Source organism: Gordonia sp. Z-3 (genome assembly GCF_036233855.1).
Lineage (GTDB): Bacteria > Actinomycetota > Actinomycetes > Mycobacteriales > Mycobacteriaceae > Gordonia > Gordonia tangerina.
This window is the reverse complement of the sequence record NZ_JAZARS010000010.1, coordinates 32,492-57,776: the sequence shown is the minus strand read 5'-3', so window position 1 is coordinate 57,776 and position 25,285 is coordinate 32,492. Positions and strand designations below refer to the sequence as shown.

At 66.6% G+C, this 25,285-nt stretch carries 25 protein-coding genes; 7 read left to right on the top strand and 18 right to left on the bottom strand.

The genetic code is table 11. From position 1 onward, the window contains the following. The first annotated feature begins 133 nt into the window (after nt 1-133). The gene (gene radA / locus VX037_RS13380) at nt 134-1,513 is read left to right on the top strand and encodes a DNA repair protein RadA (protein WP_328714636.1); all 1,380 of its coding nucleotides are present in this window, start codon (nt 134-136) and stop codon (nt 1,511-1,513) included. Between the two features lie 21 nt (nt 1,514-1,534). Here radA and VX037_RS13375 read toward each other — a convergent pair whose 3' ends face one another. Further along, complete coding sequence (locus VX037_RS13375) at nt 1,535-2,083, bottom strand: PaaI family thioesterase (protein ID WP_235724150.1); 549 nt, start codon at nt 2,081-2,083, stop codon at nt 1,535-1,537. A gap of 71 nt (nt 2,084-2,154) precedes the next feature. Here VX037_RS13375 and disA point away from each other — a divergent pair, with 71 nt between their 5' ends. Next, complete coding sequence (disA, locus tag VX037_RS13370) at nt 2,155-3,237, top strand: DNA integrity scanning diadenylate cyclase DisA (RefSeq protein WP_235724151.1); 1,083 nt, start codon at nt 2,155-2,157, stop codon at nt 3,235-3,237. Here the strand turns inward: disA and VX037_RS13365 are convergent. After that, nucleotides 3,228-4,409, bottom strand: coding sequence for a CaiB/BaiF CoA transferase family protein (locus VX037_RS13365; RefSeq protein WP_287016885.1), 1,182 nt, complete (start codon nt 4,407-4,409; stop codon nt 3,228-3,230). The genes disA and VX037_RS13365 overlap by 10 nt on opposite strands. After that, entirely contained in the window at nt 4,406-5,593 is a 1,188-nt protein-coding gene (locus tag VX037_RS13360; RefSeq protein ID WP_235724153.1) for an acyl-CoA dehydrogenase family protein, read from the bottom strand. The genes VX037_RS13365 and VX037_RS13360 overlap by 4 nt, the downstream gene beginning before the upstream one ends. Nucleotides 5,594-5,750: 157 nt before the next feature. Between VX037_RS13360 and VX037_RS13355 the strand changes: the two genes are divergently transcribed. Beyond that, on the top strand, nt 5,751-6,758 hold the full coding sequence (locus VX037_RS13355; RefSeq protein WP_287016886.1) for a LacI family DNA-binding transcriptional regulator: 1,008 nt from the start codon (nt 5,751-5,753) through the stop codon (nt 6,756-6,758). A gap of 56 nt (nt 6,759-6,814) precedes the next feature. Here the strand turns inward: VX037_RS13355 and VX037_RS13350 are convergent, their stop codons facing one another. Continuing rightward, nucleotides 6,815-7,570, bottom strand: a complete 756-nt coding sequence (locus tag VX037_RS13350; protein ID WP_287016887.1) for a hypothetical protein — start codon at nt 7,568-7,570, stop codon at nt 6,815-6,817. A 115-nt stretch (nt 7,571-7,685) separates the two neighbouring features. Continuing rightward, nucleotides 7,686-8,330: a carbonic anhydrase gene (locus tag VX037_RS13345; RefSeq protein WP_235724156.1), complete on the bottom strand. Its 645-nt coding sequence runs from the start codon at nt 8,328-8,330 to the stop codon at nt 7,686-7,688. Here VX037_RS13345 and VX037_RS13340 point away from each other — a divergent pair. Beyond that, the gene (locus tag VX037_RS13340) at nt 8,329-9,225 is read left to right on the top strand and encodes an A/G-specific adenine glycosylase (RefSeq protein WP_235724157.1); all 897 of its coding nucleotides are present in this window, start codon (nt 8,329-8,331) and stop codon (nt 9,223-9,225) included. The genes VX037_RS13345 and VX037_RS13340 overlap by 2 nt on opposite strands. Before the next feature lie 244 nt (nt 9,226-9,469). Here the strand turns inward: VX037_RS13340 and VX037_RS13335 are convergent, their stop codons facing one another. Next, the gene (locus tag VX037_RS13335) at nt 9,470-10,306 is read right to left on the bottom strand and encodes an alpha/beta fold hydrolase (protein WP_372512314.1); all 837 of its coding nucleotides are present in this window, start codon (nt 10,304-10,306) and stop codon (nt 9,470-9,472) included. A 41-nt stretch (nt 10,307-10,347) separates the two neighbouring features. Further along, complete coding sequence (locus VX037_RS13330; RefSeq protein ID WP_328714634.1) at nt 10,348-10,779, bottom strand: DUF427 domain-containing protein; 432 nt, start codon at nt 10,777-10,779, stop codon at nt 10,348-10,350. Between the two features lie 17 nt (nt 10,780-10,796). Here VX037_RS13330 and VX037_RS13325 point away from each other — a divergent pair, with 17 nt between their 5' ends. From VX037_RS13325 to VX037_RS13315, 3 genes are all read left to right on the top strand, one after another. Next, nucleotides 10,797-11,105, top strand: a complete 309-nt coding sequence (locus VX037_RS13325) for an antibiotic biosynthesis monooxygenase family protein (RefSeq protein ID WP_235726087.1) — start codon at nt 10,797-10,799, stop codon at nt 11,103-11,105. 69 nt (nt 11,106-11,174) lie between these two features. Continuing rightward, entirely contained in the window at nt 11,175-11,795 is a 621-nt protein-coding gene (locus VX037_RS13320) for an LON peptidase substrate-binding domain-containing protein (RefSeq protein ID WP_287016915.1), read from the top strand. A gap of 91 nt (nt 11,796-11,886) precedes the next feature. Next, nucleotides 11,887-13,389, top strand: coding sequence for an aldehyde dehydrogenase (locus VX037_RS13315; protein WP_287016889.1), 1,503 nt, complete (start codon nt 11,887-11,889; stop codon nt 13,387-13,389). Between the two features lie 385 nt (nt 13,390-13,774). On the opposite strand, the gene VX037_RS13310 is transcribed toward VX037_RS13315, so the two are convergent. The 11 genes from VX037_RS13310 to VX037_RS13260 all read right to left on the bottom strand — a co-directional run bounded on the left by VX037_RS13310 (nt 13,775) and on the right by VX037_RS13260 (nt 25,285). Further along, nucleotides 13,775-14,371 (bottom strand): hypothetical protein, encoded by a 597-nt coding sequence (locus VX037_RS13310; protein ID WP_287016890.1) that lies wholly within the window; start codon nt 14,369-14,371, stop codon nt 13,775-13,777. Further along, on the bottom strand, nt 14,371-15,057 hold the full coding sequence (locus VX037_RS13305; protein ID WP_287016891.1) for a hypothetical protein: 687 nt from the start codon (nt 15,055-15,057) through the stop codon (nt 14,371-14,373). Before VX037_RS13305 ends, VX037_RS13310 begins: the two co-directional genes overlap by 1 nt. A gap of 209 nt (nt 15,058-15,266) precedes the next feature. Beyond that, the gene (locus VX037_RS13300) at nt 15,267-16,691 is read right to left on the bottom strand and encodes an MlaD family protein (protein ID WP_328714632.1); all 1,425 of its coding nucleotides are present in this window, start codon (nt 16,689-16,691) and stop codon (nt 15,267-15,269) included. Then, nucleotides 16,691-17,965, bottom strand: coding sequence for an MlaD family protein (locus tag VX037_RS13295; protein ID WP_287016893.1), 1,275 nt, complete (start codon nt 17,963-17,965; stop codon nt 16,691-16,693). The genes VX037_RS13300 and VX037_RS13295 overlap by 1 nt, the downstream gene beginning before the upstream one ends. Beyond that, nucleotides 17,962-19,215: an MCE family protein gene (locus VX037_RS13290; RefSeq protein ID WP_328714631.1), complete on the bottom strand. Its 1,254-nt coding sequence runs from the start codon at nt 19,213-19,215 to the stop codon at nt 17,962-17,964. The genes VX037_RS13295 and VX037_RS13290 overlap by 4 nt, the downstream gene beginning before the upstream one ends. A 4-nt stretch (nt 19,216-19,219) precedes the next feature. Next, nucleotides 19,220-20,446, bottom strand: a complete 1,227-nt coding sequence (locus VX037_RS13285) for an MCE family protein (RefSeq protein ID WP_328714630.1) — start codon at nt 20,444-20,446, stop codon at nt 19,220-19,222. Then, nucleotides 20,443-21,501: an MCE family protein gene (locus tag VX037_RS13280; protein WP_328714628.1), complete on the bottom strand. Its 1,059-nt coding sequence runs from the start codon at nt 21,499-21,501 to the stop codon at nt 20,443-20,445. Before VX037_RS13280 ends, VX037_RS13285 begins: the two co-directional genes overlap by 4 nt. After that, a complete protein-coding gene (locus tag VX037_RS13275; RefSeq protein WP_287016897.1) occupies nt 21,494-22,672 on the bottom strand; it encodes an MCE family protein in 1,179 nt (392 codons plus the stop codon). Before VX037_RS13275 ends, VX037_RS13280 begins: the two co-directional genes overlap by 8 nt. Nucleotides 22,673-22,684: 12 nt before the next feature. Next, nucleotides 22,685-23,536: an MlaE family ABC transporter permease gene (locus tag VX037_RS13270; protein WP_266060005.1), complete on the bottom strand. Its 852-nt coding sequence runs from the start codon at nt 23,534-23,536 to the stop codon at nt 22,685-22,687. 3 nt (nt 23,537-23,539) lie between these two features. Next, nucleotides 23,540-24,280: an MlaE family ABC transporter permease gene (locus VX037_RS13265; protein WP_442903670.1), complete on the bottom strand. Its 741-nt coding sequence runs from the start codon at nt 24,278-24,280 to the stop codon at nt 23,540-23,542. A 114-nt stretch (nt 24,281-24,394) separates the two neighbouring features. Continuing rightward, nucleotides 24,395-25,285, bottom strand: coding sequence for a 3-oxoacyl-ACP reductase (locus VX037_RS13260; RefSeq protein ID WP_287016899.1), 891 nt, complete (start codon nt 25,283-25,285; stop codon nt 24,395-24,397).

Below are 25,285 nucleotides of genomic sequence, written 5' to 3'. Positions count from 1 at the left end.
CCAGACACAGAACACCAACCTCACCTGTTGCCCAGCCCTCCTGCGCGGAAGCCAAAGGGCGGCAGGTGAGGTTTTTTGTACGCCTGCGGGCGCGCGCGGAAGTGTTGTCGGGCATCGCGACTAGGGTGGGCGCGTGGCAAAAGCGAGGTCGACGTTCCGGTGCAGCGCCTGCGGACACACGGTCGCCAAATGGGTCGGCCGGTGTCCGGACTGCGGCGCGTGGGGCACCGTCGACGAGGTCGCATCGGTGCCGGCACGATCCAGCGGCGTCGGCGGGGTCGCGCCGACGAGTCCGGCCCGCCCGCTCACCGAGATCAATGCCGACTCGTCGGCGGCCATCGCCACCGGGATCGGTGAACTCGACCGGGTGCTCGGCCGCGGTGTGGTGCCCGGGTCGGTGATCCTGCTCGCCGGTGAGCCCGGGGTCGGCAAGTCCACCCTGCTGCTCGAGAGCGTCAAACACTGGGCGCGAGGCGGTCGCACCGCGCTCTATCTGACCGGTGAGGAATCCGCGGGGCAGGTGCGCATGCGCGCCGAGCGCACCGACGCGGTCCACGAGAACGTCTATCTCGCAGCGGAAACCGACCTGGCGACAATCCTCGGCCACGTCGACGCGGTGAGTCCGTCACTGGTGATCGTGGATTCGGTGCAGACCGTCGTGGCCACCGGCACCGACGGCGTCACCGGCGGTGTCACCCAGATCCGCGCGGTCACCACCGCGCTGGTGTCGATGGCCAAGAACCGCGGCATCGCAGTGATCCTGGTCGGGCACGTCACCAAGGATGGGGCGGTGGCCGGACCGCGATCGCTCGAGCATCTCGTCGACGTCGTGCTGTCGTTCGAGGGCGATCGCCATTCGACGCTGCGGATGGTTCGCGGCATCAAGAATCGCTTCGGCGCCGCCGACGAAGTGGGCTGCTTCGAACAACGCGACGACGGCATCCATGAGGTCCCCGATCCCTCCGGAATCTTCCGTCACGAACGCGACGTCGACGTCAGCGGTTCGACGGCGATGGTGGCGATGGACGGTAAACGGGCGCTTGTCGGCGAGATCCAGGCGCTGACCAACAAATCGTCGATGGCCATGCCGCGACGGGCAGTGTCCGGTGTGGACTCGGCGCGGGTGGCGATGCTCATCGCGGTCCTGCAGAGCCGTCTCGGCGTGAAGCTGGACGATCAGGAGGTCTATGTGTCGACGGTCGGCGGCATGCGGGTCACCGAGCCCGCCACCGATCTCGCGATCGCGCTGGCCATCGGTTCGGCCGTCAAGAATCAACCGATCCCACACAACACCGTGGCGATCGGCGAGGTCGGCCTGGCCGGTGAGGTCCGCCGGGTGACGGCCGTCGCACGCCGGGTGGCCGAGGCGAAACGACTCGGCTTCGCCCACGCGATCATCCCCGCCGGCACCGACGAGAAACTACCGTCAGGTATCCGGATAACCCGCGTGGACAATCTCGCGCAGGCGATCGCGGCGAAGCGCAAGCGCGACGTGGTCGACGCCCCGTTCTGAACCCGGCGCGTCCGGCCCCTACTACGGGCGCGACATCCGAGCCTTGTATTCGTCGGCGAGCCGGCTGTTGGCCAGATGGTCGGCGAAATGCTCGCGCACATCGATGGTGACGAAGATTGCGTGGCCGGTGGCCACGGGCTCATCCGGATCACCGAGGTGGGCGATGCCCTCGGCGTAGATCTTGCGGCGCTGGCGACCGAGCAGCTTCGCCGTGAACTGCAGCTGCGATCCGATCGGGATCGGCCGCTGATAGTCGACCTCGAGGTGCACGGTGACCGCCGACGGCCCGATCAGCAGCGGAATCATGCCCATCACGTCGTCGAACGCCGTCGACAGCACACCGCCGTGAATCACCCCGGGACCGCCCTCGAAGCGTGCGGCGACATCCATGGTCGCGGTCACCTCGAAGTCCTCGCCGGCGAACATCTGCAGGTGCAGGCCCTCGGCCGACTCCTCGCCGCAGCCGTAGCAAAGCGGATTGTGCATCCGCATCCGCTCGCCGGCCTTCGCCGCCTTCGGATGGCGCTGGACGGCATCGAGGTCGGCAGGCACCACAAAACTGCTCTTCACGTCCCGATACCCTAGTCGCAGCGCACCTGCCCGCGGTGGGCAGACCCACCCGTAGCCGTAGGAAGGCCGACATGGCGGAGACCGCGACATCCGAGCTCACCCGGGAGACCCTGGCGCGGGTCGCCCCCGGGACCGGACTGCGCGACGGACTCGAACGCATCTTGCGTGGCGGCACCGGCGCCCTCATCGTCATCGGCCATGACTCCGACGTGGAACGGATCTGCGACGGCGGGTTCCACCTCGACGTGGAGTTCGCACCGACCCGCTTGCGTGAACTCGCCAAGATGGACGGAGCGGTGGTGTTGTCCACCGACGGCAAACGGATCGTGCGCGCCAACGTCCAGTTGGTGCCCGACCCGTCGATCCCGACCGAGGAATCCGGCACCCGGCATCGGGCCGCCGAACGCACGTCGGTGCAGACCGGCCATCCGGTCATCTCGGTGAGCGCCTCGATGTCGATCGTGAGTGTCTACGTCGGCGGAGTGCGCCGGGTCGTCGAGAGTCCCGACCCCATCCTGTCGCGCGCCAACGTAGCCCTGGCCACCCTGGAGCGGTACAAGATGCGGCTCGATGAGGTGATCGCCGGCTTGTCCCGCGCCGAGATCGAGGACTACGTGCTGCTGCGTGACGCGATGTCCACCGCGCAGCGGATGGAGATGGTGCGCCGGGTGTCGGTCGAGATCGAGGAGTACGTCCTCGAGCTCGGCGTCAACGGTCGCCAGGTGAGCCTGCAGCTCGAGGAACTGATCAACGACAACGACACCATGCGCGAGTTGCTGGTTCGCGATTATTTCGCCAGCCCCGAACCCGCGGGCACCGAGGAGGTGCGCCAGACGTTGGAGACCGTCGAGCAGCTGTCGGACGCCGACCTGCTCGACCTCACGCTCCTGGCCGGCGCGTTCGGCTACCCGACGACGATCGACGCGCAGGACACCACGATGAGCCCGCGCGGCTATCGACTGCTCGCGCGGATCTCGCGTCTGCAGTTCGCGCACGTAGACCGGTTGGTGCGCAGTTTCGGCACCCTGCAGGCGCTGCTGGCCACCAGTGCCGCCGACCTGCAGGCCGTCGAGGGCATCGGCAGCATCTGGGCGCGCCACATCCGCGAGGGACTCTCCCGTCTCGCCGAGAGCAGCATCGAACGCTACGAGTAGTCGCGCCGAGTAGGCGGCGCCCCGCAGGCCTCGACTTCTGCGGCCGGAACCGTGTGCTCACCCAACCGGGGCGGAGCCGACCGGTAGGTCGCAGGGGTGGCCGACAAACGGATCGGGTTGGCGACGGTTCGGACGGGCATGGCTCGGCCCGGGTCCGCGATCTCGACCACCGGCGTCAGCCCCAGCCGCTCGGCGAGCGCGAGAGCGTCAGCGATGTCGTTGAGCGGACCGCACGGCACGCGCCGTTTCGTGAGCTGCTCGAACCAGGCGTCGGCGGTGTCGGCGGCGAGCGCCGTGTTCAGGATCTCGCCGAGCTCCTCACGATGCGCCACCCGCGCCTTGTTCGACGAGAACCGCTCGTCGGCAGCAAGTTCCGGCCGGCCCAGCGCGTCGACGAGGGCAGCGAATTGACGATCGTTGCCGACCGCGAGCACCAGCGGCCGATCCGCCGTACCGAACACCTCATAGGGCGCGATGCTGGGATGCCGGTTGCCCATCGCGTGCGGCACCACGCCCGCGGTCACATACGCCGAGGTCTGATTCACCAGCGCGGACAGCAACGACGACAGCAGGTTGACCTCGACCCGCTGCCCCTCACCGGTGCGATCACGATGCCGCAGCGCAGACAGAATGCCAACGGCCGCATGCAGTCCGGTGATCACGTCGACCATTGCGACACCGACCTTGGTGGGTGTGTCCGGGTCGGGGCCGGTGATGCTCATCAGGCCGCCGACGGCCTGGATGAGCAGGTCGTAGCCGGGAAGCTGATTGCCACCGCCGAAGCCGGTGACCGAGCAGTAGACGATGTCGGGGTTGATCTCACGCACCGCGTCGTAGCCGAGGCCGAGGCGATCCATGGTGCCGGGCAGGAAGTTCTCCACCACCACATCGGCGCGCGCCACCAGCCCGCGGGCGGCGTCGAGCCCGTCGTCGTCGGTGAGATCCAGCGCGACGGACTGCTTGTTGCGGTTGGCCGACAGGAAGTACGACGACTCGACATCATCACCGGTGCCCACCCAGGGCGGCCCCCAGGCGCGGGTGTCGTCGCCCGCACCCGGCCGCTCGACCTTGATCACCTCGGCACCGAGATCGGCGAGCAGCATCGTGGCATACGGCCCCGCCAGCACTCGACCGAAATCGGCGATGACCAGCCCATCGAGTGCGGCCGTCACCGGAATGCGCCCTCCCCGGTCAGCGCCTTGCCGATGGTGAGTTGATGCACCTCGGAGGTGCCCTCGTAGGTGAGCACCGACTCCAGGTTGTTGGCGTGCCGGATCACCGGATACTCGAGGGTGATGCCGTTGGCGCCCAAGATGGTTCGACATTCACGCGCGATCGCGATCGCCTCACGCACGTTGTTGAGCTTGCCGAGACTGACGCGCTCAGGGGTGATCTCGCCGCGGTCCTTGAGCCGGCCGAGGTGATAGGCCAGCATATGCCCCTTACCCACTTCGAGCGCCATGTCGGCCAGCTTGGCCTGCGTCAGTTGATATCCGGCCAGCGGCTTGTCGAACACGTGGCGCGACTGCGCGTAGTCGACGGCCACCTCGAGACAGTCACGTGCGGCCCCCATCGCGCCGAAGATGATCCCGAACCGTGCCTCGCCCAGCGAGGTCAGCGGCCCGCGGAGACCCGCGGCCTCCGGCAGCATCGCCGAAGCCGGCAACCGGACGTCATCGAACACCAGCTCGGAGGTCACGGATGCGCGCAGCGAGAGCTTCTTGGTGATCTCGGGCGCGGAGAAACCCGGGGTGTCGGTCGGGACGACGAATCCGCGGATGCCGCGGGGGCTGTCGTCGAGGTCGGTTTGTGCCCACACGACCGCGACGTCGGCGATGGAACCGTTGGTGATCCACATCTTGGTGCCGTTGAGCACCCAGTCGTCGCCGTCGCGCTTGGCGTTGGTGCGCATCCCGGCAGGGTTGGAGCCGAAGTCGGGTTCGGTGAGCCCGAAGCAGCCGATGGCCTCGCCCGCAGCCATCCGCGGCAGCCATTCCTGCTTCTGCTCCTCACTACCCCAGTGATGGATCGAGAACATCGCCAGCGAACCCTGCACCGACACCAGACTGCGAATGCCCGAGTCGACGGCCTCGAGTTCTAGGCAGGCCAGGCCATAGGCGGTCGCGCTCATGCCCGGGCAACCGTAACCATCGAGATGCATACCCAACGCCCCGAGCTCACCGAGTTCCTTCGCGAGCTCCCGGGCCGGCAGCTGCGCATCCTCGAACCACTCGGCGATGCGCGGACGCAGGCGCTCCTCACCGAATTTGCGCACGGTGTCGCGGATCGCGATCTCCTCCGGTTCGAGCAGCGAGTCCAGCGCGAACAACTGACCGAGAGTCTGGGGTCGGGACATGTGGTCTACCTCCGATGGCAGCGTCGGCAACAGTCTCAGACTACTGCGCTTTGTGTATGAGAGATCGTTCTCGCTAACGTTTGCGAGAACGTTTGCATGGCCTAGGCTAGGGGCACACACGCGGTTCGTCAACGGCGTTCGAGGGGAGGCTGCGCACGTGACCGAGGCAGATCGGGTCCCAACGCTGAAAGAAATCGCCGAACGGGCCGGCGTGCACGTCTCGACCGCGTCGCGAGTGCTGCGCCAGCCGGAGCCCGCGGTGGGCTGGTCGGAATCGGCCCGACGAGTGCGACAGGTCGCCGACGAACTCGGCTACCAGCGCAACATCTGGGCGGCGAGCCTGCGTACCCGCAAGACCACCACACTCGGGGTGGTGATGACACGGCTGACCGACGGTGTGGTCGCGACGACCTACCAGGGCATCGAGGAAGCCGCGTCGAAAGCCGGGTACTCGGTGCTGCTGTCCAGTCCGCCCGATGAGCTCGCCGCCCAACGCCGGGCCATCGAATTGCTGGTTGGTCGACAGGTGGACGGACTGATGATCAGCGGCCTGCACACCCCCGGCGATCCGTTCGTCGATTCGTTGGCGCTCGGCCGACTTCCGCTGCTCGCGGTCACCCGCCACGCCGGGTCGTCGTTGCCGTTCGTCGGCGGCGACGACCGGCACGGCGGCTATCTCGCCGCGCGCCACCTGCTCGACCGCGGCCACACCGACCTCGCGGTGATCGCGGGCCCACCGCACGCCACCACCGCATCGGACCGAACCGCCGGATTCCGCGCCGCCCTCGAGACGGCATCGGTGCCGCTGCCGGACAGTCGGGTCGTCGGATCCGGTTTCGAGGTCGATGGCGGCATCGTCGCCGGCCGGCAACTCCTCGACAGCCCGGACCGACCCCGCGCGATTTTTGCGGTCTCCGACACGATCGCCATCGGTGTGATGGGCGTGGCCCGCGATCTCGGTCTGCGCATTCCCGAGGATCTCGCGCTGATCGGCTACAACGACATCCCGGTGGTCGCGCAGTTGCCGGTCCCACTCACCACCGTGCGATCACCGGCACATGACATCGGCGCCACTGCCACTCGCCGCCTGCTCGACCTGGTCGCCGACCGCGAACCGGAAACGATTCGCCTGCCGGTAGAGCTCATCGCCCGCGCCACGACCTGACCCGTTTTGTAGTACCAACCCGCGGATTTTCGCTGGTTGGTACTACAAAATCGGGCTCACGGCTCCTGCGCGGGCGCGACCACGTTGAACGTGATCGGCGCGGACTCCTTCTCCCCGATCTTTCCGATGGCTTGGTAAGCCCCGACCGGGACTGGCACACGTGGCGTGTCACAGCCGGGGCTGCTCGTGGTGAACGACCAGGTGATGGTGTCGCGCACTTGCTGGGAGGGTTTGAGGCTCACATTGTTCGGGGTCTGCAGCGGCGAGCAGTCGCGCGCCGACCACAACGTGCGCGTGCCGTCGAGGTTGCGGACGATCACATCCTGAGCGGATTTGCCGACGTCACGCGTGCACTCGGTCAGGCCGGCGTTGGTCGTGACGATGGTGAACACCGGCTGGTCACCCTGGGAATAGGTGGGTTTGTCGGTGTAGAGCACCACGGAGATATTCGCGTCCGGACACAATCCGGAGGCCGGCACCGGACCGGGGGTGGCCGACTCACCGCCGGGCGTGGGCACTGCCCCGGACGCCGAGGCGTCGTTCGGTGCCCCGGCGGCCGCGTCACCACCGCCGGTTCCGCCTCCGGACACGCCGGCACTCTCCGACGGCTCCGACGATTCGGCCGAGTAAGCGATCGTCGACGACGGGGCCGACGACGTCGCGGCCGCATTGCTGGGCTCGTCGCCGCCGCTGCTGGTGGCCCAGATGATCAAACCGATGATCAGACCGATCACGAGGACGGCGCCACCGAACGCGACGACGCGTCGTCGCCAGTAGATCTCGGGTGGTAGCGGGCCGCTCGGTTCGATCACGCCCCCACGCTAACGGGAGGCGAGAAACCACCGTCCGACCCGGCTCGGCGTGTCGCGCAAACCGGGCCTGACCGGCGGAAAGTCTAAAGTTGGGGTTCAGCCCCGCCCGGTGACCTCAGCCGTGCGCGACGTCGACCGTCTCGACTCCGTCGAGTTGACCGAGCACGCCGCGAACCTGCGCACGCCCCTCGCCGAGCTCGTAGGTCAACCCGATGATCGCCAGCCGACCGTCCTCGACACGATCGGCGATGATCCGGCTACGCTCCATCAGCTGCTGACCGGTCTCCAGCACGTGGCGTGCCTCGAATTCGTCGACACGGGTCAGTCCCTCGCTGCGGCCGGCCAGAATGCTGGGGCTCACCTTCTCCACGACGTCCCGGATGTAGCCGCCGGGGATCTCCAGGTTGTCCAACGCGTTCAGAGTTGCCTTCACCGCTCCGCAACTGTCATGCCCGAGCACCGCGATCAGCGGGACCTCGAGGACGGCGGCGGCGAACTCCAGCGAACCGATGACGGCCGAATCGAGAACCTGGCCCGCGGTACGGACCACGAACATGTCGCCGAGGCCCTGATCGAAGATGATCTCGGCAGACAACCGTGAATCCGAGCACCCGAAGAGGACGACGTGCGGGTGCTGCCCCGACGTGAGACGTTCGCGGTCCTCGATACCCTGTTTGGGATGTTGAGACTCCCCGGCGACGAACCGATCGTTCCCCTCTTGCAGGATCTTCCAGGCTTCGGTAGGCGTCAGTTGGCTCATGTCGAATAGTGTGCCACCGCCCGCGCTGCTGGGCTGGTTCGACCTCCACGAACGCGACCTGCCCTGGCGAGAGCCGGGACTATCGGGATGGCAGATCCTGATCAGCGAGATCATGCTGCAGCAGACCCCGGTCTCCCGGGTGATCGGACCGTGGCGGGAATGGGTGACGCGCTGGCCGGTGCCGTCGGCGATGGCCGCCGCCTCCCCGGGCGAGGTGCTGCGCGCCTGGGGCAAGCTCGGCTACCCTCGGCGGGCGCTGCGTCTGCACGAATGCGCCACGGTGCTGGCCCGCGATCACCACGACCGCGTGCCCGACGACGTGGCCGCGATGTTGCAGTTGCCGGGTATCGGCGACTACACGGCTCGAGCGATCGCCTGTTTCGCCTACGGGCAACCGGTTCCGGTGGTGGACACCAACGTCCGACGGGTCATCGCCCGCGCGGTGCACGGCCGCGAACACCCGGGCAACCCCGCCCGAGCCGATCTCGCCGACGCCGACGCTCTGCTGCCCCGCGCAGCAGACGGCTCCCCCGCCGACACCGCGCCCCGGTTCTCCGCGGCGCTGATGGAACTCGGTGCGCTGGTGTGCACGGCACGCACACCTCGCTGCGACGAGTGCCCGCTCACCGACTGCACCTGGGTCCGCCTCGGTCGCCCGGCTCACACCGGACCGAAACGCAAGGTGCAGAAGTTCGCCGGCACCGATCGCCAGGTGCGTGGACTGTTGCTCGACGTCTTGCGGGGCACCGCCCATCCGGTCGAACGCCCACGACTCGACCAGGTGTGGACGTCGGACACCGCGCAGCGCGACCGCGCGCTGGACTCACTGCTCGTCGACGGTCTGGTCGAGCTCACCGACGATGGCCGGTATTGCCTTGCGGGAGAAGCGGGCTGAAGGTGTGAATGGTCTCGATACGTCGCTCGCCTAGCAGCTTGCAACTACTCCCTGGATCGAGTAGCAGCGAACGGAGTGAGTCGCGTATCGAGATCGACCAGCGATTGGAGCCACCTCTCCGGTGGTCGATCTCGCTACTCGATCCAGGGAGTAGCCGACGACCCGCGCCCTCCGGTGGTCGAGTAGCCGACGAGCCGCTAGGCGAGTCAGCGTATCGAGACCACAGCACCCGCCGCCAGAACACTCACCTCGGCAACGCCGACAAGAACGCCTCGACCGCACCCTGGTAGACGTCCGGGGCGTCGTCGTGCACAAGATGTCCCGCACCCACCACGCACAGATGGTCGGCATACTGCTGCAGCGAACACATGGTGCGCATCTGCCCGGGCGGGGTCACCGAATTGCCGGCTTCGATGAGCAGACTGGGTACGTCGACCGCCCGCCACTGCAACCAGAAGTCGCGCCGAGCCCACTCCTCGGCGATCTCGGTCCAGATCTGCAGATCGCCGTGCAGCCGGCCGTCGTCGAAAGCCTCGAAAAAATAGCGCCCCGCTACCTCACCGAACATCTGCTGGGCCTGCTCGACAGAGCCGAATCGCTCCGGCCAGGAGTCGAACCACGGTGTCCAGTCCCGCGTCGTGTGGCCACGGAAATCCGGCGCCATATCTTCGATGACCAACGCCGACACCATCTCCGGATACGCCGCCGCCGTGCACCAGGCGTGCAGCCCGCCCATGGAATGGCCGACGAGCACCGCAGGCCCCTGATCGATCCACACGAGGATCTCGGCGAGGTCGGCCACAAAGCGTTCGGTACTCAGTTCGGCGACATCGTCGGGTGCGGCGACGTCGGCGCCGGTGTGGAAGGCCGCGTCGAAGGTGAAGACGCGGCCGTGGCGACGTAGCCACGGAATCTGTCGACGCCAGGTCCGTCCGCGCCCCATCAGTCCGTGCAGCAACACGATCGGACCGACTCCACGAACATCGTGTCCGTCGACGTCGACCGGCCCGCCATGATCACGCAACCCGGTCTCCCGGACTGCCGGCGCTGCATCGCCCGACCTGCTCACCGTTCCCGCCACGTACTCGGTCGTCACGAACTCCAGGGTATGGCAGCGACGAACTAGCCGACCCGCGCGACGCCGGTCTCGATCTGCACCCGATCCGGGTAGAACGCGACGTGACCGCCGATGGTGGCGACCGCGTCGTAGGGATCGCGGTACACCCAGAGCGCATCTGGCAACACACCGCCGTCGACGACGAGGTCGTAGTAGTTCGCCTCCCCCTTGAACGGGCAGTAGGTGGTGGTCGCACTCTCACGCAGCATCGATGAATCCACGTCGGACAAGGGGAGGTAGACCACCGGCGGGTAGTGCGCCTCCCGCAGGATCAGCGCGGTCACGCTGTCGGCGACCACCGCGTCACCCGCGCGCACCACGACCCGCCCATCCGCGCGCGCCACGGTGATGGGATGCTCCGGACCCGGCGTCAATCGCTCCCGCGCCATCACGAACCTCCGCCTCCGATACGAACTGCTGATGACGTCCTCCAGCATGCCAGTAGGGTGTGGCCATGTCTGTTGTGAAGATCAACGCGATCTCGGTCCCCGAAGGCGCCGGCCCCGAACTCGAGAAGCGATTCGCCAATCGGGCTCATTCGGTCGACGGATCGAAGGGCTTCCTGGGATTCCAGCTGCTGCGTCCGGTCAAGGGCGACGACCGCTACTTCGTGGTCACGCACTGGGAGACCGAGGAGGACTTTCAGGCGTGGGCGTCCGGTCCCGCCCGCGAGGCACACTCCGGCGAGCGCGCCAAGCCCGTCGCCAGCGGGGCCGACCTGCTCGAGTTCGAGGTCGTGCTCGACGCCAAACCGTCGACCTGACGGTGGCGTCGAACCTCGCACACCGATGACGGCCGCCCTGTGACGCCGGAGGGCCCGCCGGTGACACCGATGTTCCCGCTGGGCACCGCGCTGATCCCCGGTGAACCGTTGCCGCTGAGGATCTTCGAGCCACGGTACCGGCAGATGCTCTCGGACTGCCTGGGTCGCGCTGAGCGGTCCGACGGTGCCGGGTTCTTCGGTGTGGTGTTGATCGCGCGCGGCCATGAGGTGGGTGGCGGCGACGTGCGCCACGAGGTCGGCACGTATGCGCGCATCGACAATGTGCTGCGGCAGGCCGATGGCCAGGCATCGCTGACCTGCACCGGAGCCGGGCGGTTCCGGGTGACCGAATGGCTGCCCGACGACCCTTATCCACGAGCCGTCACCGAACCGCTGCCCGATGCCGCCATCACCGCCGACGATCATCCGCGCATCATCGACCTGCGCGACCGACTGACCGACTTCGTCACCGAGGTCGCGCAGACACGGCCGGAGGCGGCCGCGGCGGGGCTGCCGCACTTCGACGTCGACGACGTCGTCGAGCACGGGTTGTTCGCCTGGACACTGCGGTTGCCGATCGGCCCGGCGGACCGACAGCGATTGCTCGAATGCGACACCGTCACGGCGCAACTCGCGGTGCTCGACGACGTCGTCGAGGGGTTGACCGCGATGATCCGCTTCGGTCGGTGACCGATGCGCTTGGGACGCCCCTGGCCACAAAGTTAGAACGTGTTCTAGTATCAGGTGTGGAGTAGTTCACACCCGACTCAGGAGCACATCTATGACCGAGACCGTCGAGTCCCGTCCGGCATCCGCCCTTGTCGGCGCCGGCGACCAGCCGCAACTGTTCATCGGTGGCCAGTGGGTCGACCCGCATTCGACCGAGACGCTCGAGGTGTTCTCGCCCGCCACCGGCGAACGTGTCGGCTCGGTTCCGCTCGCCGACGAGACCGACGTCGACACCGCGGTCACCCGTGCGCGTGCCGCCTTCGACTCGGGTGTCTGGAGCGCCACTGCACCCGCCGAACGCGCGGCCGTGCTCAGTCGCGCCGCCGACCTGATCAACGAGCGGACCGGCGACATCACGAATCTGGTCTCGGCGGAAATGGGTGCCACTCCCACCGACGTCGCGACCCTGCAACAATTACCGGCGACCGGCGTGCTACAGGGTTACGCAGGCGCCGCAACCGATTTCCCGTGGGAGGAGACACGCACCGGCCTGTTCGGCGAGACCCTGGTGACGCGCGAGCCGGTCGGTGTCGTCGGCGCCATCATCGCGTGGAACGTGCCGCTGTTCCTGCTGTGCAACAAGTTCGGCCCGGCGCTGGCGGCGGGGTGCTCGATCGTGTTGAAACCGGCTCCGGAGACCCCGCTCAACGCGAACCTGCTGGCGCAGCTCTTCGTCGAAGCCGGTGTACCCGAAGGAGTGATATCGGTGGTGCCGGGCGGACCGGAGACCGGAAAGGCCCTCGTCGAGCATCCCGACGTCGACAAGATCACCTTCACCGGGTCGACGGCCGCCGGTCGCGCCATCGCCGCGCGCTGCGGCGAGAACCTCAAGCGTTGTTCGCTGGAACTCGGCGGTAAGTCGGCGGCCATCGTCCTCGACGATGTCGATCTCGCGGCCAACATTCACATGCTGGTGTTCTCCGCCGGCCTGATCAACGCCGGGCAGGCATGCGTCGCCCAGACCCGGGTGCTGGTGCCGCGGTCACGGCACGACGAGATCGTCGCCGCCATGGTGGACACCGCCAAGACGTTCACGCCGGGCCTTCCGACCGCCGAGGGCACGATGCTCGGCCCGATCATCACCGAAAAGCAACGCGACAAGGTGGAGGGCTACGTCGCCACCGGCAAAGCCGAAGGCGCGACCGCTGTTCTCGAGGGCACCCGCCCAGCGGGCCTGGAGAACGGCTTCTATGTGACTCCGACAATCTTCACCGGTGTCACCAACGACATGACGATCGCACGTGAGGAGATCTTCGGCCCGGTCATCAGTGTGATCGCCTACGACGACGTCGACGAGGCGATCGCCATCGCCAACGACTCCGACTACGGTCTGGCCGGTTCGATCTGGACAGCGGATGTGGAGCGTGGCGTGCAGGTGGCCAAGCAGATCCGCACCGGAACGCTTGGGATCAACTGGTATGCCATCGATCCCGCGTCACCGTTCGGCGGCTACAAGAACTCCGGGATCGGCCGGGAGAACGGCCGCGAAGGCCTCGAGTCCTACCTGGAACACAAGTCCATCCTCATGCCGATGGGTTACACCTCGCAAGCCTGATCTCTCACAGGGGATACCGGGGTCGGCGGCCACAAGGCCGTCGACCCCGGTTCTGTGTTGTGCTGCGGAACCCCGGTGGTCGAGTAGCGGCGAACGCACCCCTTATGGTCGAGTAGCAGCGAACGCAACAGCCGGTGGTCGAGTAGCGGCGAACGGAGTGAGTCGCGTATCGAGACCACGTCACGTGACCTCGATACGACCTCGGCTAGCGCGTCGGCCTACTCGACCACCAGAAAACCACGAACACACAACCCGATGGTCGAGTAGCGGCGAACGGAGTGAGTCGCGTATCGAGACCACGTCAGGTGACCTCGATACGACCTCGGCTAGCGCGTCGGCCTACTCGGCCACCGGTGGTCGCGAGAACCACGTCATACACGAAAGGTCAGCCCGCCGGCGTCGGCGATGCAGGCGCACTCGGGGCCGGCAACGGGACCGCACCCGGCGGTGGCGTGTCGGTCTGCTCGATCCGGCTGCGGAACGAATCGTCGGTGATCACGTCGATCCCGGTGATCATCCATCGGCCGTCCTGTTCGACCAAGTCGAAGGTCAGACGGCTGGGATCGACTCGCACGAGTTCTTTTCCGCCGCGCGTCACCGACTGGTTCATGAAGATCAGCACCTGCGACGTGTCGGCGGTGTTGGTCACCACCCCGGCGTCTTGGATCGTCACCTCGGACACGACCAACTGCTTCTGCACCTCCGACACCAGGTTGTTCTTGGTCACCAGGTCTTCGTACGTCGGTTTGGCTGCTCCGGTGAGCACCTGTTTCGACTGCGCGACATGCTCTTCGACGTTATCGGGGGTGTAGCCGAACATGGTCGTCGCATATCCCTTCGCGGCCGCCAAGGAGGAATCACGCGCCTGCTCGGAGAGCCGCAATTCGTTGTAGCGATAACCCAGAAAGCCTGCGACACAGACACATGCGACGGTGACCACGACGGCGGCCGCCACGAGCAATCTACGTGTGGTGAGCTGCATCAGGTCACCCACTCGAAATTCGTCATCTTCAGTTCATCGTTGATCCGCGTGATCTGCACGCGCCAGCGGAAGGTCTGCACGATGGTCTGCTCGTCGGGTTTCTCCGGCTTCATCTGCCAGCCGTACACCAGGATGACGGTGCCCTCGTCGGCGGTCGCCAGTGTCACGGCGTCGGAGATCACGGTGGACTTGGTGTCGAGATTCTGATCCCGCACCAGGCTCACCGCCTGCTTCATCGAGTCCTGCATCTGCTGATGCGCGCGGCCACTGGTCTTGTCCTCCAACGTCGCCATCGCGTCGTCGACGTTGTCGGCGTTGAGCGACGTCAGATTCACCACCATCTGTTGGGCGAACGTCGAGTACTCCTGGCGCAGTTCCTGTTCGTCGGTGATCCGGCCGATGCCGACGGCAAACACCACCGCTGCGACCACACTCGCCACGAGGACCACCACACCCACCGCGCCACCGACAATCCAGCCACGCGAACGCCGGGCACCGCGATAGCGCACGCTGTCGATCGTGCTCGGCGCTGCCGGGCGGGTGGCCGAGCGTCGCCGTTTGCGCCGTGCCCGATAGCCGAGACGCTGTTCGACCTCGGTCGGGTCGGCCTCGATGTCACCGGCGCCGCGGTCAGTGAATTCGTTGGCCGGCCCTTCGTGACGCTCGCCAGCTCGCTCCTCAGCCACCAAAGGGCCACTTTCGCGCTCCTCGCCAGCCGGCCCTTCGTGACGCTCGCCAGCTCGCTCCTCAGGCACCAGAGGGTCACTTTCGCGCTCATCGGGAGACGGGGGTGGGCTCTCGCCGCCGACGTCGGGTTTCGTCTCTCGGGCGCCCGGCCGCCGGGGCCGCCGCAGCGGTGCGCGACGCACCGGCCCGGTCTGCCCGGCCGGCGGGGTCAGCCCTCGACGGTCTTCGTTATCAGGCTCTGCCATGTGCTGTCTTGTCCTTGCGAATTCTGTCCGGTACCGGCGTTGTAGGTCTTTCCGTCCGGTCCGATGAAATCTCCTGTCTCGGGATCGTAACTGGTGGCGTAGACGGCCGGCCCGGGCTCGTGGTCGGCCGGTGTCCCCGGCGTGGTGTAACCGGCCGGTTCGTTGGGCAGCCGAACACCGGGCAATCCGTTCGGGAAGGCATCATTCGTGCCGGCTTCCGGCTTGTAGCCGGTCCGACACTCCGCCGGCGTCGGTGCCCGTCGCCCGGGGAACTCCACGCACGGATAGTTGCGCGCGCCGCGCACGGCCACCTGCGCGTCCTGCGGCACCCGGCACAGCATGCCCGGCGGGAGCTCCCGCGCCGTCTGCGCGGACGGGAATCGCCAGTCCGAGCGCGGCAGGAAGCCGACCGTGCACGGCGGCGGATCCTGGAAGCCGAGTGAGAACAACACGCTCGGGCCGTATCGCGGATCACCGGCGTTGAGCGCGGTGATCAGGGCGTCGATGAGCCGCGGATAGATGACGAGGATCTGCTGGAGGTTGGGCAGATACACCGCCAGGGTCTTCGACGCCACACCCAGATTCGAGATCAGCAGCGGGAGCGTCTGATCCATCGAGGCGAACAGCTGCTCGGTTTGCGACGCCGTCGTCGGCCCCTTCTCGAGCAGATCGGTGATCTCCGGGTTGTTGGCGCGCAGCTGATCGGTGACGGCGGTGACATCGGCGGTCCACGAGCGGATGTCGTCTGCGGTCGCCGACTGCGTCGCCAACAGTGGGCCCGCCTGCCGGACCAGGTCGATGGTCACATCGGAGTTCTTGTCCGCGTCGTCGACCAGCAGGATCATCGAGTCGAGCAGCCGTCGCAGATCCTCGGCCGTGCCGTTGAAGGCGGTGAACGCCTCGTCCATCAGTGCGCGCAGTTTGGTGTCCCCGACCTTGTCGAGCAGCGCATTGGCCTGATCGAGTACCGACGAGATCTCCACCGGCACATCGTCGCTGGTGACAACAGACCCGTCGTGAAGGTTTCCACTCGGTCCGTCGTCACGCGGCGTGAACTCCACGTACTGCTCGCCGACGGCCGACACACTGCGCACCGATGCCTGCGACGACGCCGGGACCTTGGTGTCACTGTCGATCGACAGTGTCGCCTGCACGCCGTTCTCGGTGAGCCGCACCGACTCCACCTTGCCCACGTTGACGCCGCGGTAGCTGACATTCGCGTTCTGATAGAGGCCACCGGTGCTGGGCAGGTTGAGTTCCACCTGATAGCGCCCGACGCCGACCATCGACGGAATCCGTACGTAGTAGATCGCCATCGCGACCATCGCCACCACGGTGACGACTGCGAAGATGATCAGCTGGATGCGGACGAACCGCGTGATCTTCATCAGTTGCCACCTCCCGAACCACGCTGGGGTGTCGTTGCGCTGGGCGTGGCGGCCGGCGCGGGAACGGGCTCGTCAGAGTCCGGACGTCGCTCCCCGCCCGGGGTCAGCGGTGAGGTGAACGGGTCCAGCCCGCGCTTGGCGGCACCGGCGGGTGTGCCGGCGACGCCCTCGGGTCCGACGGCGCCGACCGACCGGAAGATCGTGTTGTTGAGACGCTCGAAGGTCAGGTCCAGCACCAGATCCGAGTTCACGTAGTCGCCCTTGATGATCGTGGGGATGGCTTCCTCCAGGAACGGGAAGGTCAGCAGGATCTTCAACGACCCGGGCAGTGCCGGGCCTGCGGCGGCCGTCTGCTCGAGCACCCGGTCCAGATTCGCGACGATGGTCTCGATGTCGTCGGAGTTGGCGTCGAGCACGTCGTTGGTGGTCTTCGACAGCCGGCCCAGCGAATCGAGTGCGGTGACGAACTGCTGTCGCTGATCATTGAGCAGCGACAGGATCGCCGGGGCATCGGCCAGCGCCTTCTCCACCGTCGGGGTCTGCTCGTTGATCGCGGCGGTCATCCGGTCGAGTCCTTCCATCGCCCGGATGATGTTGCCTCGCTGCCGATTCAGGTCGGCGACGAGCACATTCAGCCGCGGCACGAGGGCGCGGATCTGCTCCTGTCGCCCGCCGAAGATGGCATCCATCTCGTGCACGACGTCGCCGAACTGCGAGAGCCCGCCACCATTGAGCACCACCGACAGCGAGCTCAGCACCTGCTCGGTGGTCGGATAGGAACACCCCGGCACCTGCTGCGCGGAATTGATGTCGGGCTCCGGCGGGGCAGTCGTCGGCGCCGCGATGTTCGGTGACTCCGGACAGGCCGGCAGCGGGATCTGGTCCCCCGGCGCCATGTACCCGTCATAAGAGTCGGGTTCGACGATCTGCAGGTGGGTCGAACCCAGGACGCTGGTCATCCCGACCATCACATGCGAGCCCTGCGGAATCCGCACACCCTTGTCGAGGCGAATGTCGAGTTCGGCATTCCAATCCCGCACCTCGATGTCACCGACAGAGCCGACAGTGACATCGTCGATCATCACCGGCGCGTTGCTCACCAGCCCGGCGGCATTGGGCAGCACCGCGCTGATCTGGTAGGCGCCGCTGCCGGTTCCCTGTGCGCCCGGTACCGGCAGGCTGTTGAGCCCGGAGAATCCGCACGCGGTGGCCGCCACGACCACCGTCGCAAACACCACCAGCAGACGCACCTGCCGCATCATCGACCCGGTCATCCTTCAGCTCCCCACGGGACGAGAAGATCACCGAGGGCACCGCCGCCGTTGTCGCGTCGGGTCTGGGCGTCCTGGGCCCGGACACCGGCCTGAGCACGCGCTTTCACACTCGCGTTCTGGTAGGTGATCTGATCGGGAGTGGCGTTGATGCCGTTGACCGGGTTGGTCATGAACGGCGGATAGGCCACGGCGATGGTCGACAGCATCGGCGCGAGCACATCCACGCAATGTTCGACGTCGGCCTGGCTCTGGCCGGGTCGGTTGTTGGCGTCCATGGTGCCGCACAGCAGGGTGATGAGATTGTTGCCCATACCGAGGCCGAACACACCCGACAGCGAACCGGTCAGCGGGTCGTAGATGTTGTAAAAGTTGGCGAGCTGGTTGGGTGCCGAATGCAGCAGGCCACGCAACTGTTCGTCCTTGTCGGCCAGGATCGAGGTCGACTGGGCGAGGTCGGACACCGACGTCGTCAACGCGTCCTTGTTCTGCGCGATGAACCCCTGGATGTCGGTCATCGCCGAGTCGAGGTTGTGCAGCGCACCGTCGAGCGCGTCGGTGTTGTCGGCCAACACATCACTGACCGACGCGATGCGCCCGTTGAACTGCACGAGCTGTTCGTGGCTGTCCGACAGCGCGTCGGTGAGTTTCTGCAGACTGCGGATGGTGGCGAACAGGTCACCGCGCCCGGCGGCGAGAGTGTCCATCACGTCCGACAATTCGGTGATCGACTGGTTGATCGCAGCGCCGTTGCCGTTGAGGTTCTGTTCGAACACGTCGATGGCGGTGGCGGCGGTGCCCGGTTCGGCCCCCTGCGGACCGACCGCCTCGGTCAACTCACCGAGTTGCTTTTTCACGTCGTCCCACTCCATCGGGACGGCGGTGCGTTTCATCGGGATGGCGTCGCCGTCGTTGAGCTGCGGGCCGTCGGAGTACACCGGGGTCAGTTGGATGAAACGTCCGGAGACCAGGCTTTGGGCCACCACGACCGCCTTGGCATCCGCCGGGATCGGGGTGTCACGGTCGATCGACATCTGCACCCGCACATCGCCTTCGCGGGGTGTGATGGAGGTGACGCTGCCGACGTCGACGCCGAGCACCCGCACCGGATCTCCGTTGTAGAGGCCGGTGGCCGATGGGAAGTAGGCGGTCACCGACTTGGTCGTGGCCTTGGTGAAGCCGAGGTAGGCGGCGACCGCGACGAGCGCGATGAGGACGACGCCGGCGACGACCTGGAGTACACGTTTGGTCATCGCGCTAGCCTCCTGATCTCGAACTCGTCGGCGGTGGTGTCGGATAGGTCGCGGGCGGGGGCTTTGGCGACTCGGGCCGGCTGCCGGCCGGCGGCGCCTCGCTCCAGCCGTTCGGCAGCAGCGGGAAGCCGCTGTAGCTGAACGCCTTCGCCGCCTCCGGGTACTTCTGCTGCAGCACCTTGAGGAAGGTCGCGGTGTAGTCGCCGAAGGTGGAGACACCCACCAGAGAGTCGAAGTTCGGGCCGTTGGCGACGGCTTCACCCAGCGCGTTCGCATACGGTACGAGCCGGTCGATGGTCTCGCGCAGACTCTGCTCGTTGTCGTTCAGGATGTCGAGCACGCCGTCGAGTTTCTCCAGCGTGGGCGTGAGCTGTTGGTTGTTGTCGGCGATGAATCCGCTGATCTGCGCGGACACGTCGCGGGCGCCGGTGATCAGTTCGGCGATCGCCGCACGACGCATCTGTAGCTCGCCGAGCAATGAATTCGTATCCACCAGAAGCGAGTTGATCTGTTGGTTGCGGTCGCCGAGGATCTTGGTCACGCCGTTGGCCTTGGCGAGCAGTTCACGCAGGGTGTTGTCGCGATCGGCGATCGCCTTCGACAGCCGCCCCACTCCGTCAACCGCGTCCTGCACCTGGTCGGGGGTGTCGGAGAAGGCCGCCGACATCGTGGTCAATGCCTCGTTGAGTTGGTCGGTGTCGGTCTCCGACAGCGTGGTGGTGGCGTCGTCGAGGGCATCGGTGAGCGAATAGGGCGCGACGGTGTTGCGATTCGGGATTTCTCCGCCCGGCTCGATCCGACCGGTGCCGTGCGGCAGAATGGTCAGATTTCGCCGACCGAGCACCGTCTCGGTCTTGATGGCCGCCTGCGTCTCGGTGCCCAGGACCACGGTGTCGTTCATCCGGAACGTCACCGCCGCCTTGGTGCCATCGTCGGTCGGGGCGAGTTCGATGTTCTGCACCGTGCCCACGTTGACACCCGCGACGGTCACGATGTCACCGGCGACCAGGCCGCCGGCGTCGTCGAAATAAGCGGTGCAGGAACTGATCGGGCGGAGATAAGGCAGGTTGTCCATCTGCATCGCGACCACCACGACGAGCGTGGTCACCACCACGCCGATGACGCCGATGCCGGCGCGGCTGCGTCCGCCGCGTTTGGCCTCGCGGGAGACCTCGGCCTCGGTCGACTCGCTGCGCTGGCTGCCGAACAGCCTGCCGAACGGTCCGGTCATTGCGTCGCGCACCTCCCGCCTGCCTTGGTCTTGTCACCCATCACGTCATTGGACGTGTAGAAGTACTGTTTGCCGCCGGGACCGGTGAGCAGCAACCGGATTCGGCAGAAGTAGATCTGCAACCAGGCGCCGTAGGAGCCCAGGTTGGACAGCATCTTGAAGTCGTTGGGCAACCGCGGGATCAGGGACCGCAGATACGGTTCGGCGTTGAGCAGTTCCTGGGACGTGCTGCCGGTGTTGGCCACCATTTGCTGCAGATCCGGCCGCGTGGTCTGCAACAGGTCGGCCAGACCGTTGGTCACCTTCGACGTCTGGGTCAGCGAGTTCCCGATGACCCCGCGCTGCTCGGCGAGCCCCGAGGCCAACTGCTGCAGTTGGTCGATACTGCTGTCGAGGCCGGTCCGGTCACCGTCGAGGGTGCTCAGGGTGGTGTTGAGGTTGTCGATGACCTGATCGATCAATTGGTCGCGGTCGGCGAGCGCGCCGGTGAACGACGCGGTGTCGGCCAGCAACTTGTTCAGCGCCGGGCCCTGCCCCTGGAACACCGCCACGATCGACGCCGACAGCTCGTTGACCTCATCGGGATCGAGGGTGCGGAACAACGGTTTGAAACCGCCGAGGAGTTTGTCGAGATCCAGCGCAGGCTCGGTCTGATCCACCGGAATCCGATCACCGGGCGACAGGTACTCACCGGCGGCCCCACTACCCTGTTCGAGCTCCAGATACCGGTCGCCGGTGAGATTCTCGTAGCGGATCAGCGCGCGCACCGAGGATGGCAGGCGGTACTCGCGGTCCACCGAGAACTCCACCTCGGCCTTGTTGTCGCGAGTCAGCGATACCCCCGAGACCTGGCCGACCTCGACGCCGGCGATTTTGACCTTGCTACCGGATTTCATCGCCGAGGCACTGGTGAACACGGCCCGGTAGTCGTCGGACTTGCCGGACCGATAGTTGCTGAAGACCACCACGAGCCCGACGAACACCAGGACCATGACGATGGCGAACGCACCGAGCTTGATGACGGTCGCGCGAAACGCGCGCGCACGGTTATCCACGCCCCGGCTCCCCGAACAGCAGTTGGAACAATTTCTCGCGGTTGGCTTTCGGTTTGGTCCGGGGCTGATACGGCACCGGCGCATTGTCGGTCACATAGAAGTCGGAGTGCACCTTGGTGGTCGGGTCGCTCAACCCGCCCGCACATGTCGGCGGACCCGCCGCATCGACGCGTGGCAGACTCTCCGGGTAGGTGTAGGGCTCCTTGCCGGGCAGTAGGCCGGCGTAGAGCGACAGCGTGCCGTTCTTGCCGCCGAAGTAGGGCTTGGCCACGTCGGCCGACACCGCCGACGTGGTCAGGAAGCACTTGATGCCCGGCGACTGATAACCCAACAGCTGCGACACCGGGTCCAGGTTGGTGAGCGCGGAGATCAGCGTCTGCTTCGATGGCGCGAGCTCGCCGTTGATGGTGTCGGCCATCCCGGTGGCGTTGATGAGCAGAGCATCGAGATTGGCGGAGTTGTCGACCAGGGTGTTGCCCAGGTAGGTCACGTTGTCGACGGTACGCATCAGGTCGGGCATCGCATCGGCGTACACGTTGGTGGTGGTCGCAGCCTGCCGGATCAACTCGTTGAGTTCGGGCAGTTCTTTGTTGGTCTTGGCCAGCAGGTTCGACAGCTGCTCGAGCGCGGCACCCACCTCGTCGCCGTGCCCGGCCAGAGCGGTGTTCACCGCACCGACAACGGAGTTGAGCTTCTCCGGCTGCAGCTCGGCGAGCACATTGACCAGCTGTTGGTACACGGTGTTGAGTTCCACCACGACGTGGTCGGCGGTGATGGTCTGATCGGGTCGGAGCCGACCACTCGGCCCCGACTCCGGCACCACCAGATTGACCGCTTTGGCACCGAAGACCGTATTGGACTTGATGTCGGCGCCGACATTGCCCGGAATCTGGCTCATCTGGTCGGAGTCGATGCTCAGCGTCAGGACGGCCTCGTCCCCGCCGGTGTCGATCGAGTCCACGCGGCCGACCGGCACCCCACGCAGCCGCACCTTGGCGTCGGGGCTCATCACCAGTCCCGCCCGCGGCGCCTGCACCGTCACCGTCTGCGTGGAACCGAACCAGCCGAGGAACTGTCCCGACGCGGCCGCGATGATCGCGACGAGTCCGCCGACCATGATGACCGCGGCGGTACGCCGAACACCTCTGCTGCGTTCTTGTCGTCGTGCCATGTCTGTTCGGCCCTATCCCGCCAGGTTGAACTTGCCGTCGACGCCGTAGATGGCGAGCGAGGTGAGCAGGGTGATCACCACGACCACGACCAGCGAGGCGCGCACGGCGTTGCCGACCGCCACACCCACACCCACCGGGCCGCCCGACGCGTTGTAGCCGTAATAGGTGTGGATGAGCATCACCGCGACCGCCATGCAGATGGCCTGCACGAACGACCACAGGATGTCCGACGGGATCAGAAAGGTGTTGAAGTAGTGGTCGTAGACGCCGGGCGACTGACCGTAGAGGAACACCGTCGCGAACCGGCTGGCCAGAAACGACGCCAGCGAGGCCAATGAGTACAACGGGATGATCGCGATCAGCCCCGCCACGATCCGGGTGCTGACCAGGTATGGGATGGACGAGATCGCCATCGTCTCGAGCGCGTCGATCTCTTCACTGACCCGCATCGCGCCGAGCTGCGCGGTCGCGCCGGCGCCGATGGTGGCGGCCAGGGCGATACCAGCGATCACCGGCACCGCGATGCGGACGTTGATGAACGCGGAGAAGAAGCCAGTGAGCGCCTCGACGCCGATGTTGGCCAGCGAACTGTAGCCCTGCACGGCGATGGTGCCGCCGGTGAACAGCGTCAAGAAGCCGACCACCACCACGGTGCCGCCGATCATCGCCAGCGCGCCGGTGCCCATGGAGATCTCGGCAATCAGCCGCAATGTCTCCTTCTTGTACTGCTTGAGCGCGCGCGGGATCGCGATGATGCTGTCCCAGTAGAACAGTGCCTGATCGCCGATCTGGTCCCAGTCCTCGCCGGCGCGCTTGACCGCAACGCGGGCACTGCGCAGGCGGGTGGTGAACGGAAGAACCATCGCTCAGCCCGCCGTCGCCTTGAGACCGACCGCGGTGACCACCACGTTCACCACGAACAGCGCCATGAACGAATAGACGACGGTCTCGTTGACCGCGTCGCCCACCCCCTTGGCGCCGCCTTTGACGTTGAGGCCCTGAGAGCAGCCGACCATCCCGGCGAACAGACCGAACAGCGCGGCCTTCACCATCGAGATCATCAGTTCACCGAAGCCCGTGAGTAACGTCAGGTTCGCGATGAACGCACCCGGGTTCACGTCCTGCAGGAACACCGAGAACATGAATCCGCCGCCGATGCCGATGGTGCAGACCAGACTGTTGAGCAGGATCGCGACGCCGGTCGAGGCGATGATGCGCGGGACGACGAGTCGGTGGATCGGGTTGATGCCCAGTACCTTCATCGCGTCGATCTCTTCCCGGATCGTGCGCGCGCCGAGGTCGGCGCAGATCGCGGTGGCACCGGCACCGGCCACGATGAGCACGGTGACGATCGGTCCGATCTGGGTGATGGTGCCCAAGGCGGCACCCGCCCCGGACAGGTCCTGGGCGCCGATCTCGCGTAAGAGGATGTTCAGGGTGAAGCTGACGAGCACCGTGAACGGGATGGCGACGAGCAGCGTCGGCACCATCGAGACCCGCGCGATGACCCAGGACTGTTCGACGGTCTCACGCCACTGGAACGGACGCCGTAGCAGCTGACGAGACGATTCCACCCCCAGCGCGACGAAGTCTCCAACGCCTGCCATGGGCGTCGCGACCTTCTCGAACACCAACACTCCTATCCCCCCGGGTTGCTACCCGCCGAAAGTGCCCGCCCGTCGAACACCGCGAACCTATCACGCACTGCGCGAGATAATTGGTCAGTCGACCAGTTCACTCGCCGAGAACGACCGTGCCGCGTCTCGACCGGAAAAGTAGCTGGTCAGAGTCTTGGTCAGGTCGGCGTCATCCCACGCATCACCGACCGCGCTGAAGGTCTCCTCGACCGTCGGGGCGGCCATCAACATCACCTTGCCGCCATAGACGACGAAGACCTGCCCGCTGATGTTGGCGGCGTCGGGCCCGGCCAGATATTTCACCAAGGTGACGACGTGCTCGGGTCCGAGTGGGTCGACCCCGTCGGCCGGGGCGTCACCGAACACATCCGACGTCATCGACGTCCGGGCGCGCGGGCAGATGGCGTTGGCCATGACCCCGTAACGAGCCAGCGCCCGCGAGGCGGAGACGGTCAGCGCGATGATGCCGGACTTGGCGGCGGCGTAGTTCGCCTGCCCGCCCGGGCCGAGCAGACCGGCCTCGGATGCGGTGTTGATCAGCCGACCGTAGACCGGCGCACCGGACGCCTTGGAGGCGCTGCGCCAGTGGCTTGCGGCATTGCGGTTGAGCAGGAAATGCCCCCGGAGGTGCACCCGGATCACCAGGTCCCACTCGTCGTCGGTCATGTTGAAGAGCATCTTGTCGCGGGTGATGCCCGCATTGCTCATCACGATGTCGAGACCGCCGAGGTCACCGGTGGCGGTGCGCATGATCTCGGTGGCGGTGGCCGAGTCGGCGATGTCACCGGCCACCGGGACCGCACGCCCACCGGCGGAGCCGATCACGTCGATCACGTCGCTGGCGTCCAGCGACGCGGCGAGATCGTTGACGATCACCGTCGCGCCCTCGGCGGCGAGGCCGATGGCCTCCGCACGCCCGAGTCCGCCACCGGCACCCGTCACCACCGCCACACGTCCGTCCAACGACCGGCTCAC